15 protein-coding genes are annotated in these 19,293 nt (G+C 31.8%); 11 read left to right on the top strand and 4 right to left on the bottom strand.

What is annotated here, in order from left to right:
- Window positions 1-4: 4 nt before the first annotated feature.
- Complete coding sequence (locus tag IEW41_RS06850; protein WP_188605549.1) at window positions 5-1,048, bottom strand: alkane 1-monooxygenase; 1,044 nt, start codon at window positions 1,046-1,048, stop codon at window positions 5-7.
- 139 nt (window positions 1,049-1,187) lie between these two features.
- On the opposite strand from IEW41_RS06850, the gene IEW41_RS06845 reads away from it, so the two are divergent.
- The 5 genes from IEW41_RS06845 to IEW41_RS06825 all read left to right on the top strand — a co-directional run bounded on the left by IEW41_RS06845 (window position 1,188) and on the right by IEW41_RS06825 (window position 8,662).
- A complete protein-coding gene (locus IEW41_RS06845) occupies window positions 1,188-4,613 on the top strand; it encodes a coiled-coil domain-containing protein (RefSeq protein ID WP_229660186.1) in 3,426 nt (1,141 codons plus the stop codon).
- Complete coding sequence (gene ybeY / locus IEW41_RS06840) at window positions 4,613-5,023, top strand: rRNA maturation RNase YbeY (RefSeq protein WP_188605548.1); 411 nt, start codon at window positions 4,613-4,615, stop codon at window positions 5,021-5,023. The genes IEW41_RS06845 and ybeY overlap by 1 nt, the downstream gene beginning before the upstream one ends.
- A 78-nt stretch (window positions 5,024-5,101) precedes the next feature.
- Window positions 5,102-6,973, top strand: coding sequence for a tRNA uridine-5-carboxymethylaminomethyl(34) synthesis enzyme MnmG (mnmG, locus tag IEW41_RS06835; protein ID WP_188605547.1), 1,872 nt, complete (start codon window positions 5,102-5,104; stop codon window positions 6,971-6,973).
- A gap of 94 nt (window positions 6,974-7,067) precedes the next feature.
- Window positions 7,068-7,928 carry a class I SAM-dependent methyltransferase gene (locus IEW41_RS06830; RefSeq protein WP_229660185.1) on the top strand — a complete coding sequence of 287 codons (861 nt, stop codon included), beginning with the start codon at window positions 7,068-7,070 and terminating at the stop codon, window positions 7,926-7,928.
- A 218-nt stretch (window positions 7,929-8,146) separates the two neighbouring features.
- Complete coding sequence (locus tag IEW41_RS06825) at window positions 8,147-8,662, top strand: OmpH/Skp family outer membrane protein (protein WP_188605546.1); 516 nt, start codon at window positions 8,147-8,149, stop codon at window positions 8,660-8,662.
- Window positions 8,663-8,718: 56 nt separating this feature from the next.
- Here IEW41_RS06825 and IEW41_RS06820 read toward each other — a convergent pair whose 3' ends face one another.
- The gene (locus tag IEW41_RS06820; RefSeq protein WP_188605545.1) at window positions 8,719-9,639 is read right to left on the bottom strand and encodes a diacylglycerol/lipid kinase family protein; all 921 of its coding nucleotides are present in this window, start codon (window positions 9,637-9,639) and stop codon (window positions 8,719-8,721) included.
- Complete coding sequence (locus IEW41_RS06815) at window positions 9,640-10,794, bottom strand: DNA polymerase III subunit (RefSeq protein ID WP_188605544.1); 1,155 nt, start codon at window positions 10,792-10,794, stop codon at window positions 9,640-9,642.
- A gap of 177 nt (window positions 10,795-10,971) precedes the next feature.
- On the opposite strand from IEW41_RS06815, the gene IEW41_RS06810 reads away from it, so the two are divergent.
- From IEW41_RS06810 to IEW41_RS06800, 3 genes are all read left to right on the top strand, one after another.
- Window positions 10,972-12,162, top strand: a complete 1,191-nt coding sequence (locus IEW41_RS06810) for a phosphoglycerate kinase (RefSeq protein WP_188605543.1) — start codon at window positions 10,972-10,974, stop codon at window positions 12,160-12,162.
- Between the two features lie 136 nt (window positions 12,163-12,298).
- Window positions 12,299-13,864 carry a lytic transglycosylase domain-containing protein gene (locus IEW41_RS06805; protein ID WP_188605542.1) on the top strand — a complete coding sequence of 522 codons (1,566 nt, stop codon included), beginning with the start codon at window positions 12,299-12,301 and terminating at the stop codon, window positions 13,862-13,864.
- Complete coding sequence (locus IEW41_RS06800; protein WP_188605541.1) at window positions 13,861-14,835, top strand: DUF4837 family protein; 975 nt, start codon at window positions 13,861-13,863, stop codon at window positions 14,833-14,835. Before IEW41_RS06805 ends, IEW41_RS06800 begins: the two co-directional genes overlap by 4 nt.
- Window positions 14,836-14,889: 54 nt before the next feature.
- Here IEW41_RS06800 and tatA read toward each other — a convergent pair whose 3' ends face one another.
- Window positions 14,890-15,081: a twin-arginine translocase TatA/TatE family subunit gene (gene tatA / locus IEW41_RS06795; RefSeq protein WP_188605540.1), complete on the bottom strand. Its 192-nt coding sequence runs from the start codon at window positions 15,079-15,081 to the stop codon at window positions 14,890-14,892.
- A 116-nt stretch (window positions 15,082-15,197) separates the two neighbouring features.
- On the opposite strand from tatA, the gene IEW41_RS06790 reads away from it, so the two are divergent.
- From IEW41_RS06790 to IEW41_RS06780, 3 genes are read left to right on the top strand one after another with little or no spacing between them, the layout of a single operon-like run.
- A complete protein-coding gene (locus IEW41_RS06790; protein ID WP_188605539.1) occupies window positions 15,198-16,064 on the top strand; it encodes a M23 family metallopeptidase in 867 nt (288 codons plus the stop codon).
- The gene (locus tag IEW41_RS06785) at window positions 16,064-17,566 is read left to right on the top strand and encodes a GH3 auxin-responsive promoter family protein (RefSeq protein WP_188605538.1); all 1,503 of its coding nucleotides are present in this window, start codon (window positions 16,064-16,066) and stop codon (window positions 17,564-17,566) included. The genes IEW41_RS06790 and IEW41_RS06785 overlap by 1 nt, the downstream gene beginning before the upstream one ends.
- Before the next feature lie 30 nt (window positions 17,567-17,596).
- Window positions 17,597-19,285: a DUF6909 family protein gene (locus IEW41_RS06780; protein WP_188605537.1), complete on the top strand. Its 1,689-nt coding sequence runs from the start codon at window positions 17,597-17,599 to the stop codon at window positions 19,283-19,285.
- Window positions 19,286-19,293: the final 8 nt, after the last annotated feature.

Here is a 19,293-nt window from a genome sequence, read left to right as displayed (position 1 = left end):
ATAGTTAAGCCAAAATCATTTCACGCGGAATGCGTTTATTCATCACTTTAAACCATAAAGGAGGAATCATTGCTAAAACCATCGATGTTGGATAACCATAAGGCATTTGTGGACTTTGGTCATGACAATCTAAGACTTGGTATTTTTTAGAAGTTTTGTAATGATGATCGCTATGTCGTGTAAGTTCATATAAAACAATTCTGCCAATCACATGATTTGAGTTCCAAGAATGTATCTCTTTTACGCGTTCATAACGACCAGAAGCGGTTTTAAGCCTTAATAAACCATAATGCTCAATATAATTTACAGTTTCTAATAGAACAAAACCTACAACGCCTGCAAAAAGGGCAAAAAGAAACCCTGAAAATCCAAAAAACACAAAAACGACAGATAAATAAGCCGCTTGTAAAACTACATACCAAAGCATATCGTTTTTTAATGAAATGAAGCTGTTATTATTATTTTTTAAAAGTTTATTCTGAATACTCCATGCGTTTATATATTGTCTAAAAATAGAAGTGAACCAAAATGAATAAACCGATTGATTATATCTTGCCGTTGCTGGATCTTCTTTTGTGGCTGCATGCAAATGATGACCATAGTTGTGCTCAATATAAAAATGCATATATAAAGCAGGCAGTAATAAAGCCTTGCCTATAAAACGCTCATTTGTGGCTTGTCTGTGACCAAGTTCGTGTGCCACATTAATACCATTAACACCTAAAACAATTCCAACAGTAAATACCAAACCAATAAACTCATAGGCTTGTAGGGTTGTTGTTGAAATAGTTATTAATGACAATATTACCAAAATGTATACTACAGGAAGATTTAAGTATAAAAGCCAGTCAAAAACTCTTTTTTTTAATCGATTATCTGATTCTTCTTCTGAAATATTAGTGTTGTCTATTGGGAAAACCAATTCTAAAATTGGTATAAAAACAAACCCATAAACTATTGTTAAATAAGAAAATGAGCCTTTTAAATACAACCCAATAAAAGCCACTAATGGAATTGAAAACGCAGCCAAATATTTTAAATCTTTCATTGAAAAACTTTTATCATTACTTCTAAGAAGAGAATCTTGTCTAAAATTAGCGTTAATTCCTCGAAATTAACACAACCTTATCAAATTTAGTCAATTATACATAAAAATAAAATTGTAGTTTAGTGAGTTAAATAAAGAGATGTTGAATAATTTTACTAACATACAAAACAAACTGGAGCAGTTTATTAGACGCTATTATTCTAATGAATTACTTAAAGGCGCTATTTTGTTTTTTGCTATTGGGTTGCTTTATTTTTTATTTACTCTTTTTATTGAATATGTGCTTTGGCTTAACCCAACAGCAAGAACAGTTTTGTTTTGGCTATTTATTGCAGTAGAGATTGCTTTATTCACAAAGTTTATAGCTATTCCCTTAGCTAAATTATTTAAGCTTCAAAAAGGAATTAATTATAAAGATGCATCAAAAATAATTGGACAACATTTCCCTGAAGTAAATGACAAACTGCTTAATGTGCTTCAACTTAAGGAAGATTCAAACGAATCTGAACTTTTGCTTGCGAGTATTAACCAGAAATCTGCAGAATTACAGCCAATCCCTTTTAAATTAGCAGTAAATTTTAAGAATAGTCTAAAGTATTTAAAATACGCAGCAGTTCCTGTTTTACTTTTATTGTTTACTTATTTAACTGGTCATTTTAATTTGTTTAGCGATAGTTATGAGCGAGTTGTTAATTATAAAACAGCTTATGAGCCTCCAGCACCTTTTCAATTTTTTGTGGTTAATGAAAACCTACAGGCTATAGAGAACAAAGATTTTAAACTTGTTATAAAAACCGTAGGAGATGTTATTCCAGAGAGCGCTCAGATTCATTATAACAACGAATCGTATTTTTTACAGCAAATTTTGCCAGGACAGTTTGAGTATGTATTTACTCAACCTAAAGATGAGTTGAGTTTTAACCTTTCTGCTAATTCGGTAACCTCAAAAGACTATTCGCTAGATGTTATTCATGTGCCAACACTTGTTAATTTTGAAATGGTTTTAGATTATCCATCCTACACAAATAGAGTAGATGAGGTTTTAAAAAGTACTGGAAGCACCACTATTCCAGAAGGAACAAATGTAATTTGGAGAATTAATACACGCTCAACAAACAACGTGTCTCTTTATGCTAAAGACACTATTAAATTTAAAAATATTTCTGATGGTAGTTTTGAAGCTTCAAAACGTATTTATCAAAATTTAGATTATAACATATCTACAAGTAATGAAAAGCTTAAAGATTACGAGAATCTTGCATTTTCAATTAACGTTATTAGAGACGATTATCCTGAGTTAACTATTCAGGTTAAAAAAGACTCAATAGACAATCAAACGCTTTATTTTCATGGACAGGCAAGTGATGATTACGGATTAAGTAAGCTACGGTTAGTTTATTATCCTTCTGATGATGAAGAGCGTAAATCTATTCAAAAAATGAATGTTTCAGGTTCTAATTTTGATGAATTTGTAACCGCTTTTCCTAATAATTTACAACTAGAAGAAGGTGTTAATTATGAGCTGTATTTTCAAGTGTTTGATAACGATGCGATTCATAATTTTAAGAGCACTAAAAGCAATGTGTTTACTTACAGAAAGCTAACAAAAGATGAAGAAGAGGAGAAACAGCTTAAGGAGCAAAATGAAACCATTAAAGATTTAAGTAAATCGTTTGATAAGTTAAAAACTCAAGAAAAGCAATTAGAAGAGCTGTCAAAAATTCAGAAAGAGAAAAACGAACTTAATTTTAATGACAAAAAGAAATTAGAAAACTTTATCCAGCGTCAAAAACAACAAGAAGAAATGATGCAGAATTTCAACAAAAAGTTGAAAGAGAATTTAGAAGATTTCCAAAAGGAAAATAACGAAAGAGATGAGTTTAAGGAGCAATTAAAAGAACGCTTAAAAGACAATGAAGAACAGCTAAAAAGGGATGAAAAACTATTAGAGGAATTAGAAAAGCTTCAAGAGAAAATTCAAAAAGAAGAATTAAGTGATAAACTTGAAAAGTTAGCAAAGCAAAATAAAAACAAACAAAAAAGTCTTGAGCAGCTATTAGAATTAACAAAGCGTTATTATGTTGCAAAAAAGGCAGAAAAACTTCAAAAAGAGCTTGAAAAGTTAGCTGAAGAGCAAGATAAGCTTTCTAAAGAGTCTCAAGAGAATAATACAAAGGAAAAACAAGAAGAGCTTAATAAAGCGTTTGAAGACTTTCAGAAACAAATGGAAGACTTGAAAAAGGAAAATGAAGAGCTTAAAAAGCCACTTCCTGTTGAGCAAGACAAAGAAGCCGAAAAAGAAATCAAGAAAGATCAAGAAGATGCTACTGACGACTTAGAGCAGAAAGAAAAAAATGAAGAGCAGAAAGATCAAAAAGGAGCTCTACAAAAGAAGGAAAGCGCACAAAAAAAGCAAAAGGAGGCTTCAAAAAAAATGAAGCAAATGAGTGCTAAAATGGGCAAGGCAATGCAGTCAGGTGGACAAGAGCAGCTTCAAGAAGACGCAGCAATGTTGCGTCAAATTTTAGATAATTTAGTTTTGTTTTCATTCGATCAAGAAAGTTTAATGAATCAGTTTAAAAGCATTCAAATTAATCATAACAACTATGGTAAATTTTTGCGTAAACAGAATAATTTACGTGAACATTTTGAGCACATTGACGATAGCCTATTTGCACTTTCATTAAGACAACCAACAATATCTGAAGTTGTTAATACTAAAATTACTGATGTGTTTTTTAATATAGATAAGTCTTTAGCTCAACTTTCTGAAAATCAACTATATCAAGGTGTTGCCGCTCAACAATATTCAATAACTGCTGCTAACGATTTAGCCAGCTTTTTAAGCGATGTTTTAGATAACATGGAAGCGCAAATGAATCCTGGCGAAGGTGAAGGAGACGGGAAAGGACAAGGCGTGGGGCAAGGTAGTGGTGGCGGAATGCAGTTACCAGATATCATTATGAGTCAGGAAGAATTAAACAAGCAAATGCAAGATGGAATGAATAAGAGCGACAAAGGTAAATCTGGTGAAGGTGAAAAAGAAGGAGGAGAAGGCGAAGGTGAATCGGGAAATGAAAAAGGAAACAAAGAAGGGAAGAACGGTAAAGATGGAAAAGGAGGAGAACAACAAGGTAATGGAGAAGGTACAAACGAAGAGTTAAACGGAGAGATTTATAGAATTTATCAGCAACAACAACAATTAAGACAAGCCTTAGAAAACAAATTAGGTGAAGCTGGTAAAAGTGGACAAGGAAAGCAACTGCTTAATAAAATGGAAGATATAGAGTTAGATTTGATAAATAAAGGATTTACCAATCAAACGCTTCAAAAAATGATGGATTTGCAACATCAATTATTGAAATTAGAAAATGCTACTTTTTTACAAGGAGAAGACAATAAGCGACAATCAGAGACTAACACAAAACAATATAATAACAATAGTAATTCTCAAATTCCAACAGCTAAAGAATATTTTAATACTACTGAAATTTTAAATAGACAAGCACTACCTTTGCAGCAAGTTTATAAAAAGAAAGTTCAAGAGTATTTCAAAAAAGAGTAATGATTAGTTTTAACTACGAAACAGAATTTAGTTTAGAAAATGAGCAACAAATTTCTAATTGGATTTCTTTGGTAATCTCTGAGGAAGAGTTTAGAGAAGGAGAAATTAATTATATTTTTTGTGACGATGACTATTTATTAAAACTTAATCTAGAGTTTTTAAACCACGATACTCTGACAGATATTATTAGTTTTGATTACACTTTAGGTAAAGAGATTAACGGAGATGTATATATTTCTATTGAGAGAGTAAGAGATAATGCCAATGATTTTAATGTCGAATTTATTGATGAATTAAATCGAGTTATGGTTCATGGCGTACTTCATTATTGTGGATATAAAGACAAATCAGAAGACGAAGAAAGGACAATGCGCTTGAAAGAAAATTACTACATAAGCAAGATTCTTTAATATTCGGTAAATCAGCGTATATTTGCAAATTCAAAAATAACAAACCTAATAACGTTCCACGTGGAACACTTATATAAAATGTTTAACGAAGTTTATGATGTAATAGTTGTTGGAGCTGGTCATGCAGGAAGCGAGGCTGCGGCTGCGGCTGCTAATATGGGAAGCAAAACATTGCTTATCACAATGAATCTACAAAATATTGCTCAAATGTCTTGTAATCCTGCAATGGGAGGAATAGCAAAAGGGCAAATTGTAAGAGAAATTGATGCACTTGGCGGATACAGCGGAATTGTTAGTGATACTTCTGCCATACAGTTTAAAATGCTTAACAAATCTAAAGGCCCAGCAATGTGGAGTCCGAGAGTTCAGAGTGATAGAATGCGCTTTGCGGAAGATTGGCGTTTAATGTTGGAAAACACTCCCAATCTCGACTTTTACCAGGAAATGGTTTCTGGGTTAATTATTGAAAACCATAAGGTGGTTGGTGTTAAAACGTCGCTCGGAATTGAGGTAAGAGGAAAGTCAGTAGTGCTTACAAACGGAACTTTTTTAAACGGATTAATTCATATAGGTGATAAGAATTTTGGCGGAGGAAGAGCGGGAGAAAGGGCTGCAACAGGAATTACTGAAGAGCTAGTTCAACTAGGGTTTGAATCTGGCAGAATGAAAACAGGAACGCCTCCAAGAGTTGATGGTAGATCACTAGATTATTCTAAGATGATTGTACAACCAGGAGATGAAGTGCCTGAAAAATTCTCGTACTCTGATATTACAAAACCACTAACCGTTCAACGTGATTGTCATATGACTCACACAAGTCCTTTGGTTCATGATTTGCTTCGTGATGGTTTTGAAAGGTCTCCAATGTTTAATGGTAGAATACAAAGCACAGGTCCGCGTTATTGCCCTTCAATTGAAGATAAAATAAATAGGTTTGCCGATAAGGATAGACATCAATTATTTGTTGAACCAGAAGGCTGGAATACAGTTGAGGTTTATGTAAATGGGTTTTCAACATCGCTACCAGAAGATGTACAATTTAAAGCATTACGTTCTGTTGCTGGGTTTGAAAACGTGAAGTTTTTCCGTCCAGGATATGCAATTGAATATGATTATTTCCCGCCTACCCAATTAAAGCATACATTAGAAACAAAGCTTGTTGATGGTTTGTATTTTGCTGGACAAATTAATGGAACAACTGGATATGAAGAAGCCGCTTCTCAAGGTTTTATGGCTGGTATAAATGCGGCATTAAAAGTTCAAGAGCGAGAAGAGTTTATATTAAAAAGAAGCGAAGCTTATATAGGAGTTTTAATTGATGATTTAATTACAAAAGGCACTGAGGAGCCATACAGAATGTTTACATCTCGTGCAGAATACAGAACACTATTAAGGCAAGATAATGCCGATTTTAGATTAACACCAAAGGGTTATGAGCTTGGTTTAGCAAGTGAAAAGCGTTTAAGAAGAATGGAAGAGAAGCATTCAAAATCTGAAGCTTTTGTTGATTTTTTTAGAGAGACAAGTGTATCGCCAGAAGATATTAATCCAATATTAGAAAGTAATGATTCTGCAGAAGTAAATCAGTCAGGAAAGTTATTTAAAATTTTCTCACGTCCAAATATTTCAATGGATGATGTACGTAAAATCGAAGCTGTTGAAAATTACATTCAGGATCATAATTTAGATAAAGAGATTATTGAGCAAACCGAAATTCAAGTTAAGTATTCAGGTTATATAGATAAGGAAAAAAACAATGCCGATAAACTTAATAGATTAGAGAACGTTAAAATACCATCTAACTTTGATTACTCAAAATTGAAGTCTATGAGTATTGAAGCGAGACAAAAATTAGAAAAAATAAGACCTGTAACAATATCACAAGCCTCTAGAATAAGTGGAGTGTCTCCAAGCGATGTTTCAGTATTGTTAGTTCATATGGGTAGATAATTATTTATTACTATTTAGAATTTGTTCCACGTGGAACGCTTATAAACTCTTTTATTTTTTTATTCATTTTTCTAAAGAAACCAATTGTAAATTCGTGACAAGTAAAACATCAAGTCAAGCCTATTTAGAAGTTAAAGATTATTCTGTTTCAGGAGAAACTTTTCAATTGTTATATAATAATGAACTTGGAATGCTTGAAACTTTTCCTCAACCTTCATCACAAAAATTACCAGACTATTATAAAAGCGAAGATTATATTTCTCATACGGATGCTAAAAGGAATCTGTTTGAAAGAGCATATCATTTAGTTAAATCTATATCTCTTAAAAGAAAATTAAAGCTAATTAATTCTGTTGTAAAAGGCGAAAAGCATCTTCTAGATGTAGGTTGTGGTACAGGTGATTTTTTACAAATTGCAATAAAAAATAGTTGGACAGTTTCGGGAACAGAGCCAAATGATGAAGCTAGAGAAGTTGCAAATAAAAAAACTAACAACTCTGTTTTTAAAGAAGATCAAATATTAAAATTTAAACAAAACAGTTTTGATGTTATTACGTTATGGCATGTGTTGGAACATTTGCCAGAATTAGAAAATCATATTTCAGTTTTTAAAACATTATTAAAGCCTAATGGAACACTAATAATTGCTGTGCCTAATTATAAAAGTTATGATGCAGTTCATTACAAGCATTTTTGGGCAGCTTTTGATGTTCCTAGACATCTTTGGCATTTTTCTAGAATCTCAATTTCTAAATTGGTTGAAAAAGAAAACATGAAAGTTGAAAAAACACTCCCAATGAAATTTGATGCCTTTTATGTTAGTTTGCTTTCTGAAAAATATAAATCAGGTTTTATGAATCCATTTAAGGCTTTTTGGATCGGTTTTTATTCAAATTTAAAAGCAAAGCGCTCAGGAGAGTATTCTTCGTTAATTTATGTTGTAAAAAACAAGTAAAAACGATTTTAAAACTCAAATTTAAATGAGTTGAGAGCAAAACAGCAGATTACATTAGGTTTTTTTAAAACGCGCTTAAATCGCTTATATGAAGGTGGTTTTTAATAGAAAAAGCTTATCAACGTTTTTAAAACAATAAATTATGACTATGTTAATTATTTTCTATAAAATAGTCATCTACTTTCATACATTTGCAAAAAAATAATACACTCAAAAAAATGAAAAAAATTTTATTTGTCGTTTTCGCATTGTTGATGTTAGCATCATGTAAAAATGAAATGAAAACAGGATTTATTGACAACAGTAAATTAATTAACGATTACCAAAAGAAAAAAGATATTGAAAGCGACTTCGACAAAAAAACTACAGCTTTTAATAAAAAAGTAGATAGTATAAGAACTCTTTTTCAACAAGAGGCAGCTTTGATTCAATCTACAGATCCAAATGTTGCTAAAAAAGCATCGCAAGAAAAAATGCAAATGCTTGGTCAACAATTTCAGGTTTACCAACAACAATGGCAATCAGAAGAGCAGCAATTAGCTAAAGAAGGACAAACTAAAATAGATACATTAATTAAAGAAGTAAGAACTTTTGTTAAAGATTACGGAAAGAAAAATGGATATTCTTTTATTTTAGGAAGCAATGAAGCTGGAAGTGTTCTTTATGGCGAAGAAGGAAAAGATTTAACTAACGTAATCTTAGAAGAACTAAATAAAGCTTACAAAAAAGACTAGTGTCTTTTTGAATATTATAAATAAAAGCGTCTTAAGAAATTATGACGCTTTTTTATTTAATAATAATATGAAAATGCTTTTGGAATAATTTTAACCTCAATATCTCCTTTACCAATTAATTCTCCATCTGCTTGAATATAAGGTTTATGATTATCAGTTATTTCTATGTTAATCATATCATTTTTGTATGTACTCACTTTTTTGTGATTAACGATCGAGCCATTAAATAACCTTAAAACATTCTTTATAATATCTAATTTTCCTATGTTTTTTGCTATAGAAATATCAAACAAACCATCAGACGTGTTAGGCGTTTTGGTTAACTGCATTCCACCACCTGAGTATTGACAAAGTCCAACAAGTATCATTAACGTTTTGGCTTCAATAACCTCAGAACCAATTGTGGTTTTTGATAAGAAATTCTTAAATGAGAAAAGTCCTAAAAGAGTTCCATAAAGATACGCCAATGCACCTAAATGTTTATATTTATAAACCTTACTAACTACATAGCCATCAAATCCTATTCCTGCAAGATTTATAAAATATACTGGTTTTTTATTGCTTTTTACTAGCTTAATTTCACCAACATCTTGTAAAGAAGTTTGTCCCTTTTTAATAATATTAATTGCTTTTTCAATATTATTAGGAATTTTATGAGTTTTTATCCAATCATTTCCTGTCCCAACAGGAATTACACCAACATTAATTAAATTTGTTGCTATAATATTTTGAGACATAATTCCATTAACCACATTGTGTAAAGTTCCGTCTCCACCAACACTAATAAAATTTTTAAAACCTTGATTTACAGCAAATTGTATTATTTTTTTACAATCATTTTCATCTTTAGTAAAGTAATGATCAAAGTTAAATTGATGTTGTTTAAGTAAAGCCTCTATTTTTGGCCATTTGCGTTTACCTAAACCATTACCAGATGTTGGGTTTATCACTACAAACCAAGTATTAATAATGGCCATTTAGCTAGCTTTTTTATGAAGTAAACGTGTTAATTTTATAGATAAATCGGTTAGTATAATTTTAGAATTTCCGTTGCGCTCAATATGATAAATGGCATCCTGAAGTTCATTACTTATATCTAAAATATTTGCCTCATTAACAAAAGGAGCAAAATTTTCTAGTTTAAAGTTTTTCGTTTTTGTTTCTATATAAACCAATTCGGTAGCATTATAATTAAACAGCATAGCCTGTCTAAAAAAATCGATACAAAACAACAAAAACTGCTTTTGTGTTTCTCTACCTGTTTTTGCAATTTGCTCACTCCAGCTTATTAAATCGTGAATTGCGCTTTTGTTTCCTTTTGCTTTAAAAGCCGAGCGAATCCAAAACACAAACCATTCTTCAAACTGTAAATCTTCAGAATCTTGATATACTAGATCACAAGCCTTATTATAATTTCCATTAGATTGATGAGCAATTTTTATTGCCACAGCTTCTTCAAGCTGATAGTTTTTAATTAAAGCATCTTTAATAACATTTTCAGCTAAAGGAGGAAAATGTAATACTTGACAACGTGAGCGAATAGTGCTTATAATTTGTTCCTCATCTTCAGCAATTAATATAAATACTGTTTTATTTGGTGGTTCTTCAATTAATTTTAAAAGCTTATTTGCTGCTGAAGTATTCATTTTTTCAGCCATCCAAATCAACATAATTTTATAACCGCCTTCATAAGATTTTAGAGACAAAGACTTTACAATATCTAAAGCCTCATCAACACCAATTTGTCCTTGTTTATTATCAACACCTAAAATTTTGTACCAATCAAACAGGTTTCCGTAAGGTTGTTCAGTTAAAAGCTGCCTCCATTCTTCCATAAAATGGCTGGAAACAGGATGACTTTTAATTTTATCGTTTGTAGCAACAGGAAATGCAAAGTGTAAATCTGGATGAGAAAATCCTTTAAATTTTAAGTTACAAGCATCATTACCTTGAGTGTTTTCAGCATTCTTGTTTTGGCATAATATATACTGAGCATAAGCAATTGCTATTGGTAGTGTTCCAGAGCCTTCAGGTCCAACAAATAATTGAGCATGTGATATGCGACCATTATCAACGCTTTGTGTTAAATGACTTTTAAGATGTTCTTGACCTAAAATTTCTGAAAATAGCATAAGGCAAAACTATATATATTTTTGATATAAGTAAACATTTGCTTCTTATAGTTTCTTTCAAACTATTTATAATAAAAAATATAATTCTTTATTTGTGGTATTGTTTTCACGAAAAACACATTTTTTATCGCTTTATAATTAGTTACATTTGCCTATAAATTTGAAAAAACTAAAGAAATGAAAACCCTAAATGACTTCAATTTTAAAAATAAAAAAGCTTTAATAAGAGTAGATTTTAACGTGCCTTTAAATGATAAATTTGAAGTAACAGATGCGACTAGAATTGAAGCTGCAAAACCAACTATTATTAAAATTTTAGAAGATGGTGGAAGCTGTGTGTTAATGTCTCATTTAGGAAGACCAAAAGGAGTACAAGATGAGTTTTCGCTTCGTCATATTGCTAATAAAATTGAGGATGTTATAGGTGTTGAAACAATATTTGTGTCAGATTGTATTGGTCAAGTAGCAGAAAATGCAGCAAAAAACTTAAAACCAGGCGAGATTTTATTGCTAGAAAACTTACGCTTTCACAAGGAAGAAGAAGCTGGTGATAAACATTTTGCCAAACAACTTTCTAAACTTGGCGATATTTATGTTAACGATGCTTTTGGTACTGCACACAGAGCACACGCTTCTACTACAATTGTTGCAGAATTTTTCCCAAAGGCCAAATGTTTTGGAACATTATTAGCCCAAGAAATTGAAAGTATTGATAAAGTAATGAAAACAGGTGAAAAGCCTGTTTTAGCTATTCTGGGTGGAGCAAAAGTATCTTCAAAAATTACAATTATTGAAAACATTTTAGATAAAGTTGACCATTTAATAATTGGAGGTGGAATGACTTTTACTTTTATAAAAGCTCAAGGCGGTAAAATAGGTAACTCATTAGTTGAAGACGATAAAATGGAGTTAGCATTAGAGATATTAAAACAAGCTAAGGCAAAAAACGTTAAAGTTCATTTACCTGTCGATGCCATAATTGCTGATGGATTTAGTAATGATGCAAATAAAAAAACTGTTGAAATCAACTTTATTCCTGATGGATGGATGGGATTAGACGCTGGATCAGAAACTATTAAATTGTTCCACGATATTGTGTTGCAGTGCAAAACTATTCTTTGGAACGGACCTTTAGGAGTTTTTGAAATGGAAAACTTTGCAAAAGGAACCATTGAGTTAGGAAACTCTATAGCCGAAGCTACCAAAAATGGTGCTTTTTCTTTAGTAGGCGGAGGAGACTCAGTTGCTGCAGTAAAACAATTTGGTTTTGAAGACAAAGTAAGCTATGTAAGTACAGGAGGAGGAGCAATGTTAGAAAGTCTTGAAGGCCAAGCTCTTCCTGGAATTACTGCAATTATAGAAGAATAAATCATCGATTTAATGCATTTATTTATCGACGAAACGCATATTTTTATGTTAAAATGTTGTTTTTAGCCTACATTTTGAATATAATTGTACGATTTTAGTTGTATTATCGTTCACAGATAAATAATTTTTATATAAAATGAATCATAGGTTTATAACACTAACGTTTGGATTTCTGCTTTGCAGCACTTTGGGCTTTTCACAAGTCCAACCCAATCCCAACAAAACTAAAAAAGTAAATCAAGCTAAAATTGATTCTATTTTAGATGGCAATACAGTACCAAATAAATCTATCAATCCAATTGGTGATACTATAAGTGCTAAAACTCTTGAAGACAATAAATTAGCTTCAGAATATGACGAGAAATGGCTTGAAGAATTGTACAGCAACACATTGTTTGATACAATTTATGAGTCAATAGCCGATATAAGGTTTGAAGCTGTAGATCTTCCTGAGTTACCGACTGACACCTTAAAGATGCGCTTACAAAGGCTTAGCGCAAAAACCCCTTTTAATATTGAATATAATCCAGGGTTAGAAAGTGTTATAAAATCATATCTTAAAAACAGAAGGTCATCAATGCAACGCTTAATGGCATTGAGCGAATATTATTTCCCATTATTTGAAAAAGAATTGGATAATATGGATGTGCCTTTAGAAATAAAATATTTAGCAATTGTAGAGTCCGCCTTAAAACCTAGAGCAAAATCTAGAGTTGGTGCTACAGGTCTTTGGCAATTTATGTATCCAACAGGAAAAATGTATGGATTAAATGTTACAAGTTATGTCGATGAACGAAGCGACCCAATAAAATCTACTGTTGCCGCAAGTAAATATTTAGCAAAGTTATATGAGATTTTTGGTGATTGGGATTTAGCTTTAGCGGCTTACAATTCTGGTCCAGGAAACGTAAGTAAAGCAATACGTCGTTCAGGAGGTTACCAAAACTATTGGAATTTAAGACCTCATTTGCCACGTGAAACAGCAGGATATTTACCAGCTTTCTTAGCAACAATGTATATTTTTGAATATGCTGAAGAGCATGGATTTAAAAAAGCGGTATCTGGCTATAGATATATGGAAACTGACACTATTCACGTGAAACAAACTATAAGTTTAGATCAAGTTTCTGAGCTTTTAGAATTACCAATTGAAGAGTTACAGTTTTTAAACCCAGCATACAAACTAGATATAATTCCATTTGTAGAAGGAGAAAATCATACGCTTAGACTGCCAAGACATTCTATTGGTAAATTTGTTACTAATGAAAAAGATATTTATGCTTATGTACAGGCTGAGTTTGATAAACGAGAAAAACCAATGCCTCAACTTTTTGAGCAAGAAAATAAAACCACTTATAAAGTCAGGTCTGGAGATTATTTAGGTAAAGTAGCTCGAAAATATGGTGTAAGAGTAAGTGATATAAAAAAATGGAATGGACTTAGAAGTAACAACTTAAGGGTCGGTCAACGCCTTACAATATACCAAAGAGGACGTTCAACCAGCTCAAGTACAAAATCATCAAGCTCATCAAATAACACATCAATAACAACCAATACAAAAACATATAAAGTGCAAAAAGGAGATTCGTTATGGAGTATTTCTAAAAAATTTCCTGGAGTTTCTGTTCAAAATATTAAAGATTGGAATGATATTAGTGGTACAAATCTAAAAGTAGGAACAACTCTTAAAATCTCTAAATGAAAACGATCTTAAAACTCACATTTATTTTTATAGTCTTAGCAGGATGTAAAGAAGGCTCTAAAAACGAAAGAATCATCTCAAACTCATCAGGAAACTTAAATAATCTTACAATTGTAGTAGACAATTTACTATGGGAAGATAATGTTGGTGAACAAATAAGAACTGTATTTGCAGCACCTCTAGAAGGACTTCCACAAGACGAACCAATTTTTTCATTAAGTCAAATACCTCCTTCAGTATTTAGTGGGTTTGCAACTAAAAGCAGAATTATTTTAAAAATTGAAAAAGGAAAACCTGCCGGAACAGCTATAAGTGAAGATTTATTTGCTAAACCTCAAACATTAGTTTTAGTTACAGGGAAGACGAACCAAGAAATTATTGATCAAATCGAATCAAATTCTAAACAAATAATTTCTGTTTTTAAAAAGGAGGAAATTAAAGAGAAACTACGCAGAATAAGTTTGTCGTTACATGACGATTCTGATCTTAAAAAGGCTTTTGGTATATCAATTAAGTTTCCAACTGCTTACCGTATTGCTAAAAAAGAAGACAAATTTTTTTGGATCCGAAAAGATATCCCAACAGGAACAATGGATTTAATGATTTATGAAGTGCCTCTAAGCACAATTAAAGAAGGAGATAGCACTATAACAGATATAGTTCGAATGAGAGATTCAATTGGAAAAACACACATACCAGGACCTGTAGAAGGCTCGTATATGATTACTGAAGAATCTTATGCTCCTTACCTTTTTGAAATAAATTTAGACAACAAACCAACCTATGAAACAAAAGGAATTTGGGATGTTAAAAATGCGTTTATGGCTGGGCCTTTTATAAACTATGCAATTAAAGATTTACAAAACAATAGGTACTTAGTAGTTGAAGGGTATGTTTTTTCACCTTCAATTGAAAAACGAGACCATATTTTTGAAATGGAATCGATTATAAAGTCTATAAAATTTGAATAAAAAAAAGCCAACTAATTTTAGTTGGCTTTTTGCTTTTATAGGATAAAATATGTTTTATTCTTTTTTATCAGAAGGCTTTTTATCACTATCATCTTTACTGGCATCTTTAAATTCTTTAATACCACTTCCTAAACCTCTCATAAGTTCAGGGATTTTTTTCCCACCAAACAATAAAAGAATTAGAACGACAATTATTACAATTTGCCATGGACCAACTACGCCTAAAAATATACTTAATGATATCATAATGTTTTAATTTGAACTGCAAATTTAATAATTAAACTTCAATTCGTGCGTTAAAAAACAAACTTTAGATTGATACCGTTAAAAATTGATCTATTTTTATTTAATTTTGTTTTACAATGGCCAAAAAGAAGAAAGAAAAAAAGTTTACTAAAAAGCTACTTCATAAGTATCGCTTAGTAATTTTAAACGAAGATACGTTTGAAGAGCGATTTGCTATAAAACTCACCCGACTAAACGTTTTTGTTATAATATCACTTTCAAGCATTTTGCTTATAGCTGGAACAACATTTTTAATTGCTTTTACATCGTTAAGAGAATTTATTCCTGGATACTCGTCTGCAAAACTAAAAAAACAAGCTACAGAACTCAATTATAAAACCGACTCCTTACAGCAGGTAATTGCACTTAATGAGCAATATTATGCATCTATAAAAAGAGTTCTTACAGGAGATGTAAAAACGGTTCAATTTAATCGCGACTCTATAATAGAGGCCGCAGGTAGAGATGTAGCTCAAATTAAGCTATCGGCTTCAAAAGAAGACTCTCTGCTTCGAAATAAAGTAGATAAAGAAGATAAATACAATTTGTTTGAGTCGGCAATTTCGGCATCAAACTTTGTGTTGTTTCCACCAGTTAATGGCACTATTTCTGAAGCTTATAACGTTAAAGAAAAACACTATGCTGTCGATATTATAGTGGCAAAAAACACTCCAGTTAAAGCCACTGCAGATGGAACTGTAATTTTTGCTGAATGGACTGCCGAAACAGGATATGTAGTTATTATAGAACACAGTTATGAGCTTATTTCAGTTTATAAGCATAATGCGTCATTAACTAAGCAGCAAGGCGATTTGGTAAAAGCAGGTGAAGTTATAGCTATGGCAGGAAATACTGGTGAATATACAACTGGTCCGCATCTACATTTCGAACTTTGGAGCAAAGGTTATCCTGTAAACCCAACTAATTTTATCGATTTTAAATAATGATATCTCTAAAATCGGCACTAGCCAAACCATTTGCAGCAAGAGTAAAAAGATCAGTTTTAAAATGGGCAAATAACCCAATTGAAACTCAAGAAAAAGTATTTCAACATTTAATAAGTGAAGCAACTTCTACGGTGTTTGGTAAAGACCACGACTTTATAAGTATTAATTCTCATGCCGATTTTGTGAAGCGAGTACCTGTTAGAGATTATGAAGATTTAAAACCTTATGTAGAGCGTGTTGTAGAAGGTGAAAAAAATGTACTTTGGAAAGGAAAGCCACTGTATTTCGCAAAAACTTCAGGAACAACTTCAGGAGCTAAATACATTCCAATAACAAAAGAGAGTATGCCTACTCATGTTGAAGCTGCTCGTAATGCTATACTGCTATATATAGCTGAAACAGGAAACGCTAAGTTTGTTGACGGAAAGATGATTTTCTTACAAGGGAGTCCTATTCTAGAGGAAAAAAACGGAGTTCAACTTGGGCGATTATCAGGAATTGTAGCTCATTATGTTCCAAAATATCTTCAAAAAAACAGAATGCCTTCTTGGGAAACCAATTGTATTGATGATTGGGAAACAAAAGTAGAAGCCATTGTAGAAGAGACTTTACCAGAAAACATGAGTGTAATCTCTGGAATTCCTTCTTGGGTGCAAATGTATTTTGAAAGAATTAATCAGAAAACAGGCAAGAAAGTAGGAGACGTATTTAAAAACTTTAATTTGTTCATATTTGGAGGTGTTAATTATGAACCTTATAGAGCAAAGTTTGAAAGTTTAATAGGGAGAAAAGTAGATAGTATTGAGTTATATCCAGCCAGTGAAGGCTTTTTTGCTTATCAAGATAAACAGAAAGAAAAGGGAATGTTACTTCAGTTAAACTCGGGTATTTTTTACGAGTTTATAAAAGCTGATGAATTTTTCAACAGCAGCCCTAAACGATTGACACTAAAGGATGTTGAGGTTGGAGTTAATTATGTTATGATTATATCAACTAGTGCAGGGCTTTGGGCATATAATATTGGAGACACGGTTGAGTTTACATCTGTTAAACCATATAGAGTTATAGTTTCAGGTAGAATTAAACATTTTATTTCTGCTTTTGGTGAACACGTAATTGGTAAGGAAGTAGAGCAAGCATTAAAAGAAGCACTAGCTAATACGAATATTCAAGTATCAGAATTTACTGTTGCTCCTCAAATAAACCCTTCAGAAGGACTCCCTTATCACGAGTGGTTTATTGAGTTTGAAAATGAGCCGAATAATATTCCTCAAATAATTGAAAACATTGACAAATCACTTCAAAAACAGAATAGCTATTATTTAGATTTAATTAAAGGTAAAGTATTACAACCACTTGTAATTACTTCAGTGAAAAAAAACGGATTTCAAGATTATATGAAATCTATAGGAAAACTTGGAGGACAGAATAAAATACCGCGTTTATCTAACGATAGAAACATTGCTGATGCACTAACTAAACTAAAATTAACTAAATAGTACTATATTTGCAGGTTAAAATAACAAAATATGAGTAACAAAAAACATCATGCTAGAACGAGGGCTCAAGAGAGTTCAAATGCAATTGAAAGAATGTATATTACAATGAGGCATTTGTTTAATCGAGGATTTTACAAGCCCATGGGAGTTTCTGGTGAAACACTACGAGAAGCTTTATTGCTTTTAAGACCAGAAATTTATGGCTCAATTGGAGAAGAAAAAGCCGAATTAGAAGGCTTGCTTTATGTAATTGAGCGTTTACCTCAAGGTATTGAAGAGTGTACATTTATAAATCTTACCAGTGATGAAGGCTATATTAATTCGCATTTTAAAGCCATAATACCACCAAAACGAAGACGTAATTGTTTTAGAATTGACGACGAGCAAATGAATATTGAGATTACTCGTGGTAGATCTGAAATTTATGATATTCTAACACACTTAACATTTATGTTTGTTGAATCTCATAAAATAAGTAAACGCGTATTAATTGATGAACAAGGCACCACAACTCGCGATTGGATAAAGCTAGAGAAAGCTGTTCTTTCAAAAGGAGAGTTATCTCAAACTGACAAAGAGATTGCTATTACTCATACAGCAAATATTTTAGGAAGAACTTTTAATGAGTTAACTGAGGTTTATAAAGCATTTGCTTTACCAAATCAGCCAGACAGATTATTACACCTGGTTTATTGGTTAGGAAAATTAGCAATAGAGGAAGTTGTAAACAACAACAAAAGAACAGTGACTTTTAGCCCTGTATTAAGAGAGCGTTTAGGCCATCATATTCATGGAGAAATTTGGGCAGACACCATTAAGGAGGCATTGCTTAAAAACAACTTATTAGAACGACCAATTCACGTTATAAGTGCTAATATGCATGGTGTTATGAATTCTTTATTTGCTCCACAGGCATTAAAAGCCTTTGCGGTAAAAAAGAATATTTTTGAAGTTTATGAAGCATTAAGCCAAAAAGATAACGAAGCACTACGCAATAAAGTTACTAAAGAAGCGTTGCAAAGAGGAATGATATATATTCCAGATGCATCAGGCACTAATATTGATGTTCAGATTTTTGATACAGCTAAAATAGACTTTTCAAAGACTGATATTGAGGTTGGGAAGAAAGTTAACGAATCTGAAATGCCAGTTTTATTTGTGATGGATTATGCCTTTGGAGAACAAGCTTATGAAACTATTGATGAGTTACTAAAACCAGTTAAAGTAAATGGAAAAAAAATACACCTTAATGTTGATTCAATTTCAATAATGGGTAAAGCAGGAATTCTTGAAGGAGGAAAAGGAGATATAATGATTCCGTCGGCACATATATTTGAAGGAACAGCAGATAACTATCCTTTTGATAACGAATTATCAAAATCAGATTTCGAAAATCAAGGAATTCATGTTTGTGAAGGATCGATGATAACGGTTTTAGGAACATCGCTTCAAAACAAAGAGATTTTAAAATTCTTCTTTAATTCAACATGGAATGTGATAGGTTTAGAAATGGAAGGAGCGCACTATCAAAAGGCAATACAAGCAGCTTCTAAAGTAAGAGGAAGTATTAATCCCAATGTAAAAGTGAGATATGCTTACTACGCAAGTGATAATCCATTAGAAACAGGTAGTACTTTAGCATCAGGCGGATTAGGAACATCTGGTGTAAAACCAACATATTTAATTACACGAAAAATTTTGCAACAAATATTTAATTAACCATTTAT

It is taken from the genome of Aquaticitalea lipolytica (assembly GCF_014641635.1).
Lineage (GTDB): Bacteria > Bacteroidota > Bacteroidia > Flavobacteriales > Flavobacteriaceae > Aquaticitalea > Aquaticitalea lipolytica.
Note: the sequence above shows the minus strand (reverse complement) of the source record. Positions and strands in the feature narration are given on the sequence as shown.

Bases quoted from the DNA above. Each gene is read 5' to 3' on its own strand.
- IEW41_RS06790 (WP_188605539.1), top strand. From the start codon at position 15,198: ATGGCCAAAAAGAAGAAAGAAAAAAAGTTTACTAAAAAGCTACTTCAT.
- tatA (WP_188605540.1), bottom strand. From the start codon at position 15,081: ATGATATCATTAAGTATATTTTTAGGCGTAGTTGGTCCATGGCAAATT.
- IEW41_RS06780 (WP_188605537.1), top strand. From the start codon at position 17,597: ATGAGTAACAAAAAACATCATGCTAGAACGAGGGCTCAAGAGAGTTCA.
- IEW41_RS06785 (WP_188605538.1), top strand. From the start codon at position 16,064: ATGATATCTCTAAAATCGGCACTAGCCAAACCATTTGCAGCAAGAGTA.
- mnmG (WP_188605547.1), top strand. From the start codon at position 5,102: ATGTTTAACGAAGTTTATGATGTAATAGTTGTTGGAGCTGGTCATGCA.
- IEW41_RS06815 (WP_188605544.1), bottom strand. From the start codon at position 10,794: ATGCTATTTTCAGAAATTTTAGGTCAAGAACATCTTAAAAGTCATTTA.
- IEW41_RS06810 (WP_188605543.1), top strand. From the start codon at position 10,972: ATGAAAACCCTAAATGACTTCAATTTTAAAAATAAAAAAGCTTTAATA.
- IEW41_RS06820 (WP_188605545.1), bottom strand. From the start codon at position 9,639: ATGGCCATTATTAATACTTGGTTTGTAGTGATAAACCCAACATCTGGT.
- ybeY (WP_188605548.1), top strand. From the start codon at position 4,613: ATGATTAGTTTTAACTACGAAACAGAATTTAGTTTAGAAAATGAGCAA.
- IEW41_RS06800 (WP_188605541.1), top strand. From the start codon at position 13,861: ATGAAAACGATCTTAAAACTCACATTTATTTTTATAGTCTTAGCAGGA.
- IEW41_RS06850 (WP_188605549.1), bottom strand. From the start codon at position 1,048: ATGAAAGATTTAAAATATTTGGCTGCGTTTTCAATTCCATTAGTGGCT.
- IEW41_RS06845 (WP_229660186.1), top strand. From the start codon at position 1,188: ATGTTGAATAATTTTACTAACATACAAAACAAACTGGAGCAGTTTATT.
- IEW41_RS06825 (WP_188605546.1), top strand. From the start codon at position 8,147: ATGAAAAAAATTTTATTTGTCGTTTTCGCATTGTTGATGTTAGCATCA.
- IEW41_RS06805 (WP_188605542.1), top strand. From the start codon at position 12,299: ATGAATCATAGGTTTATAACACTAACGTTTGGATTTCTGCTTTGCAGC.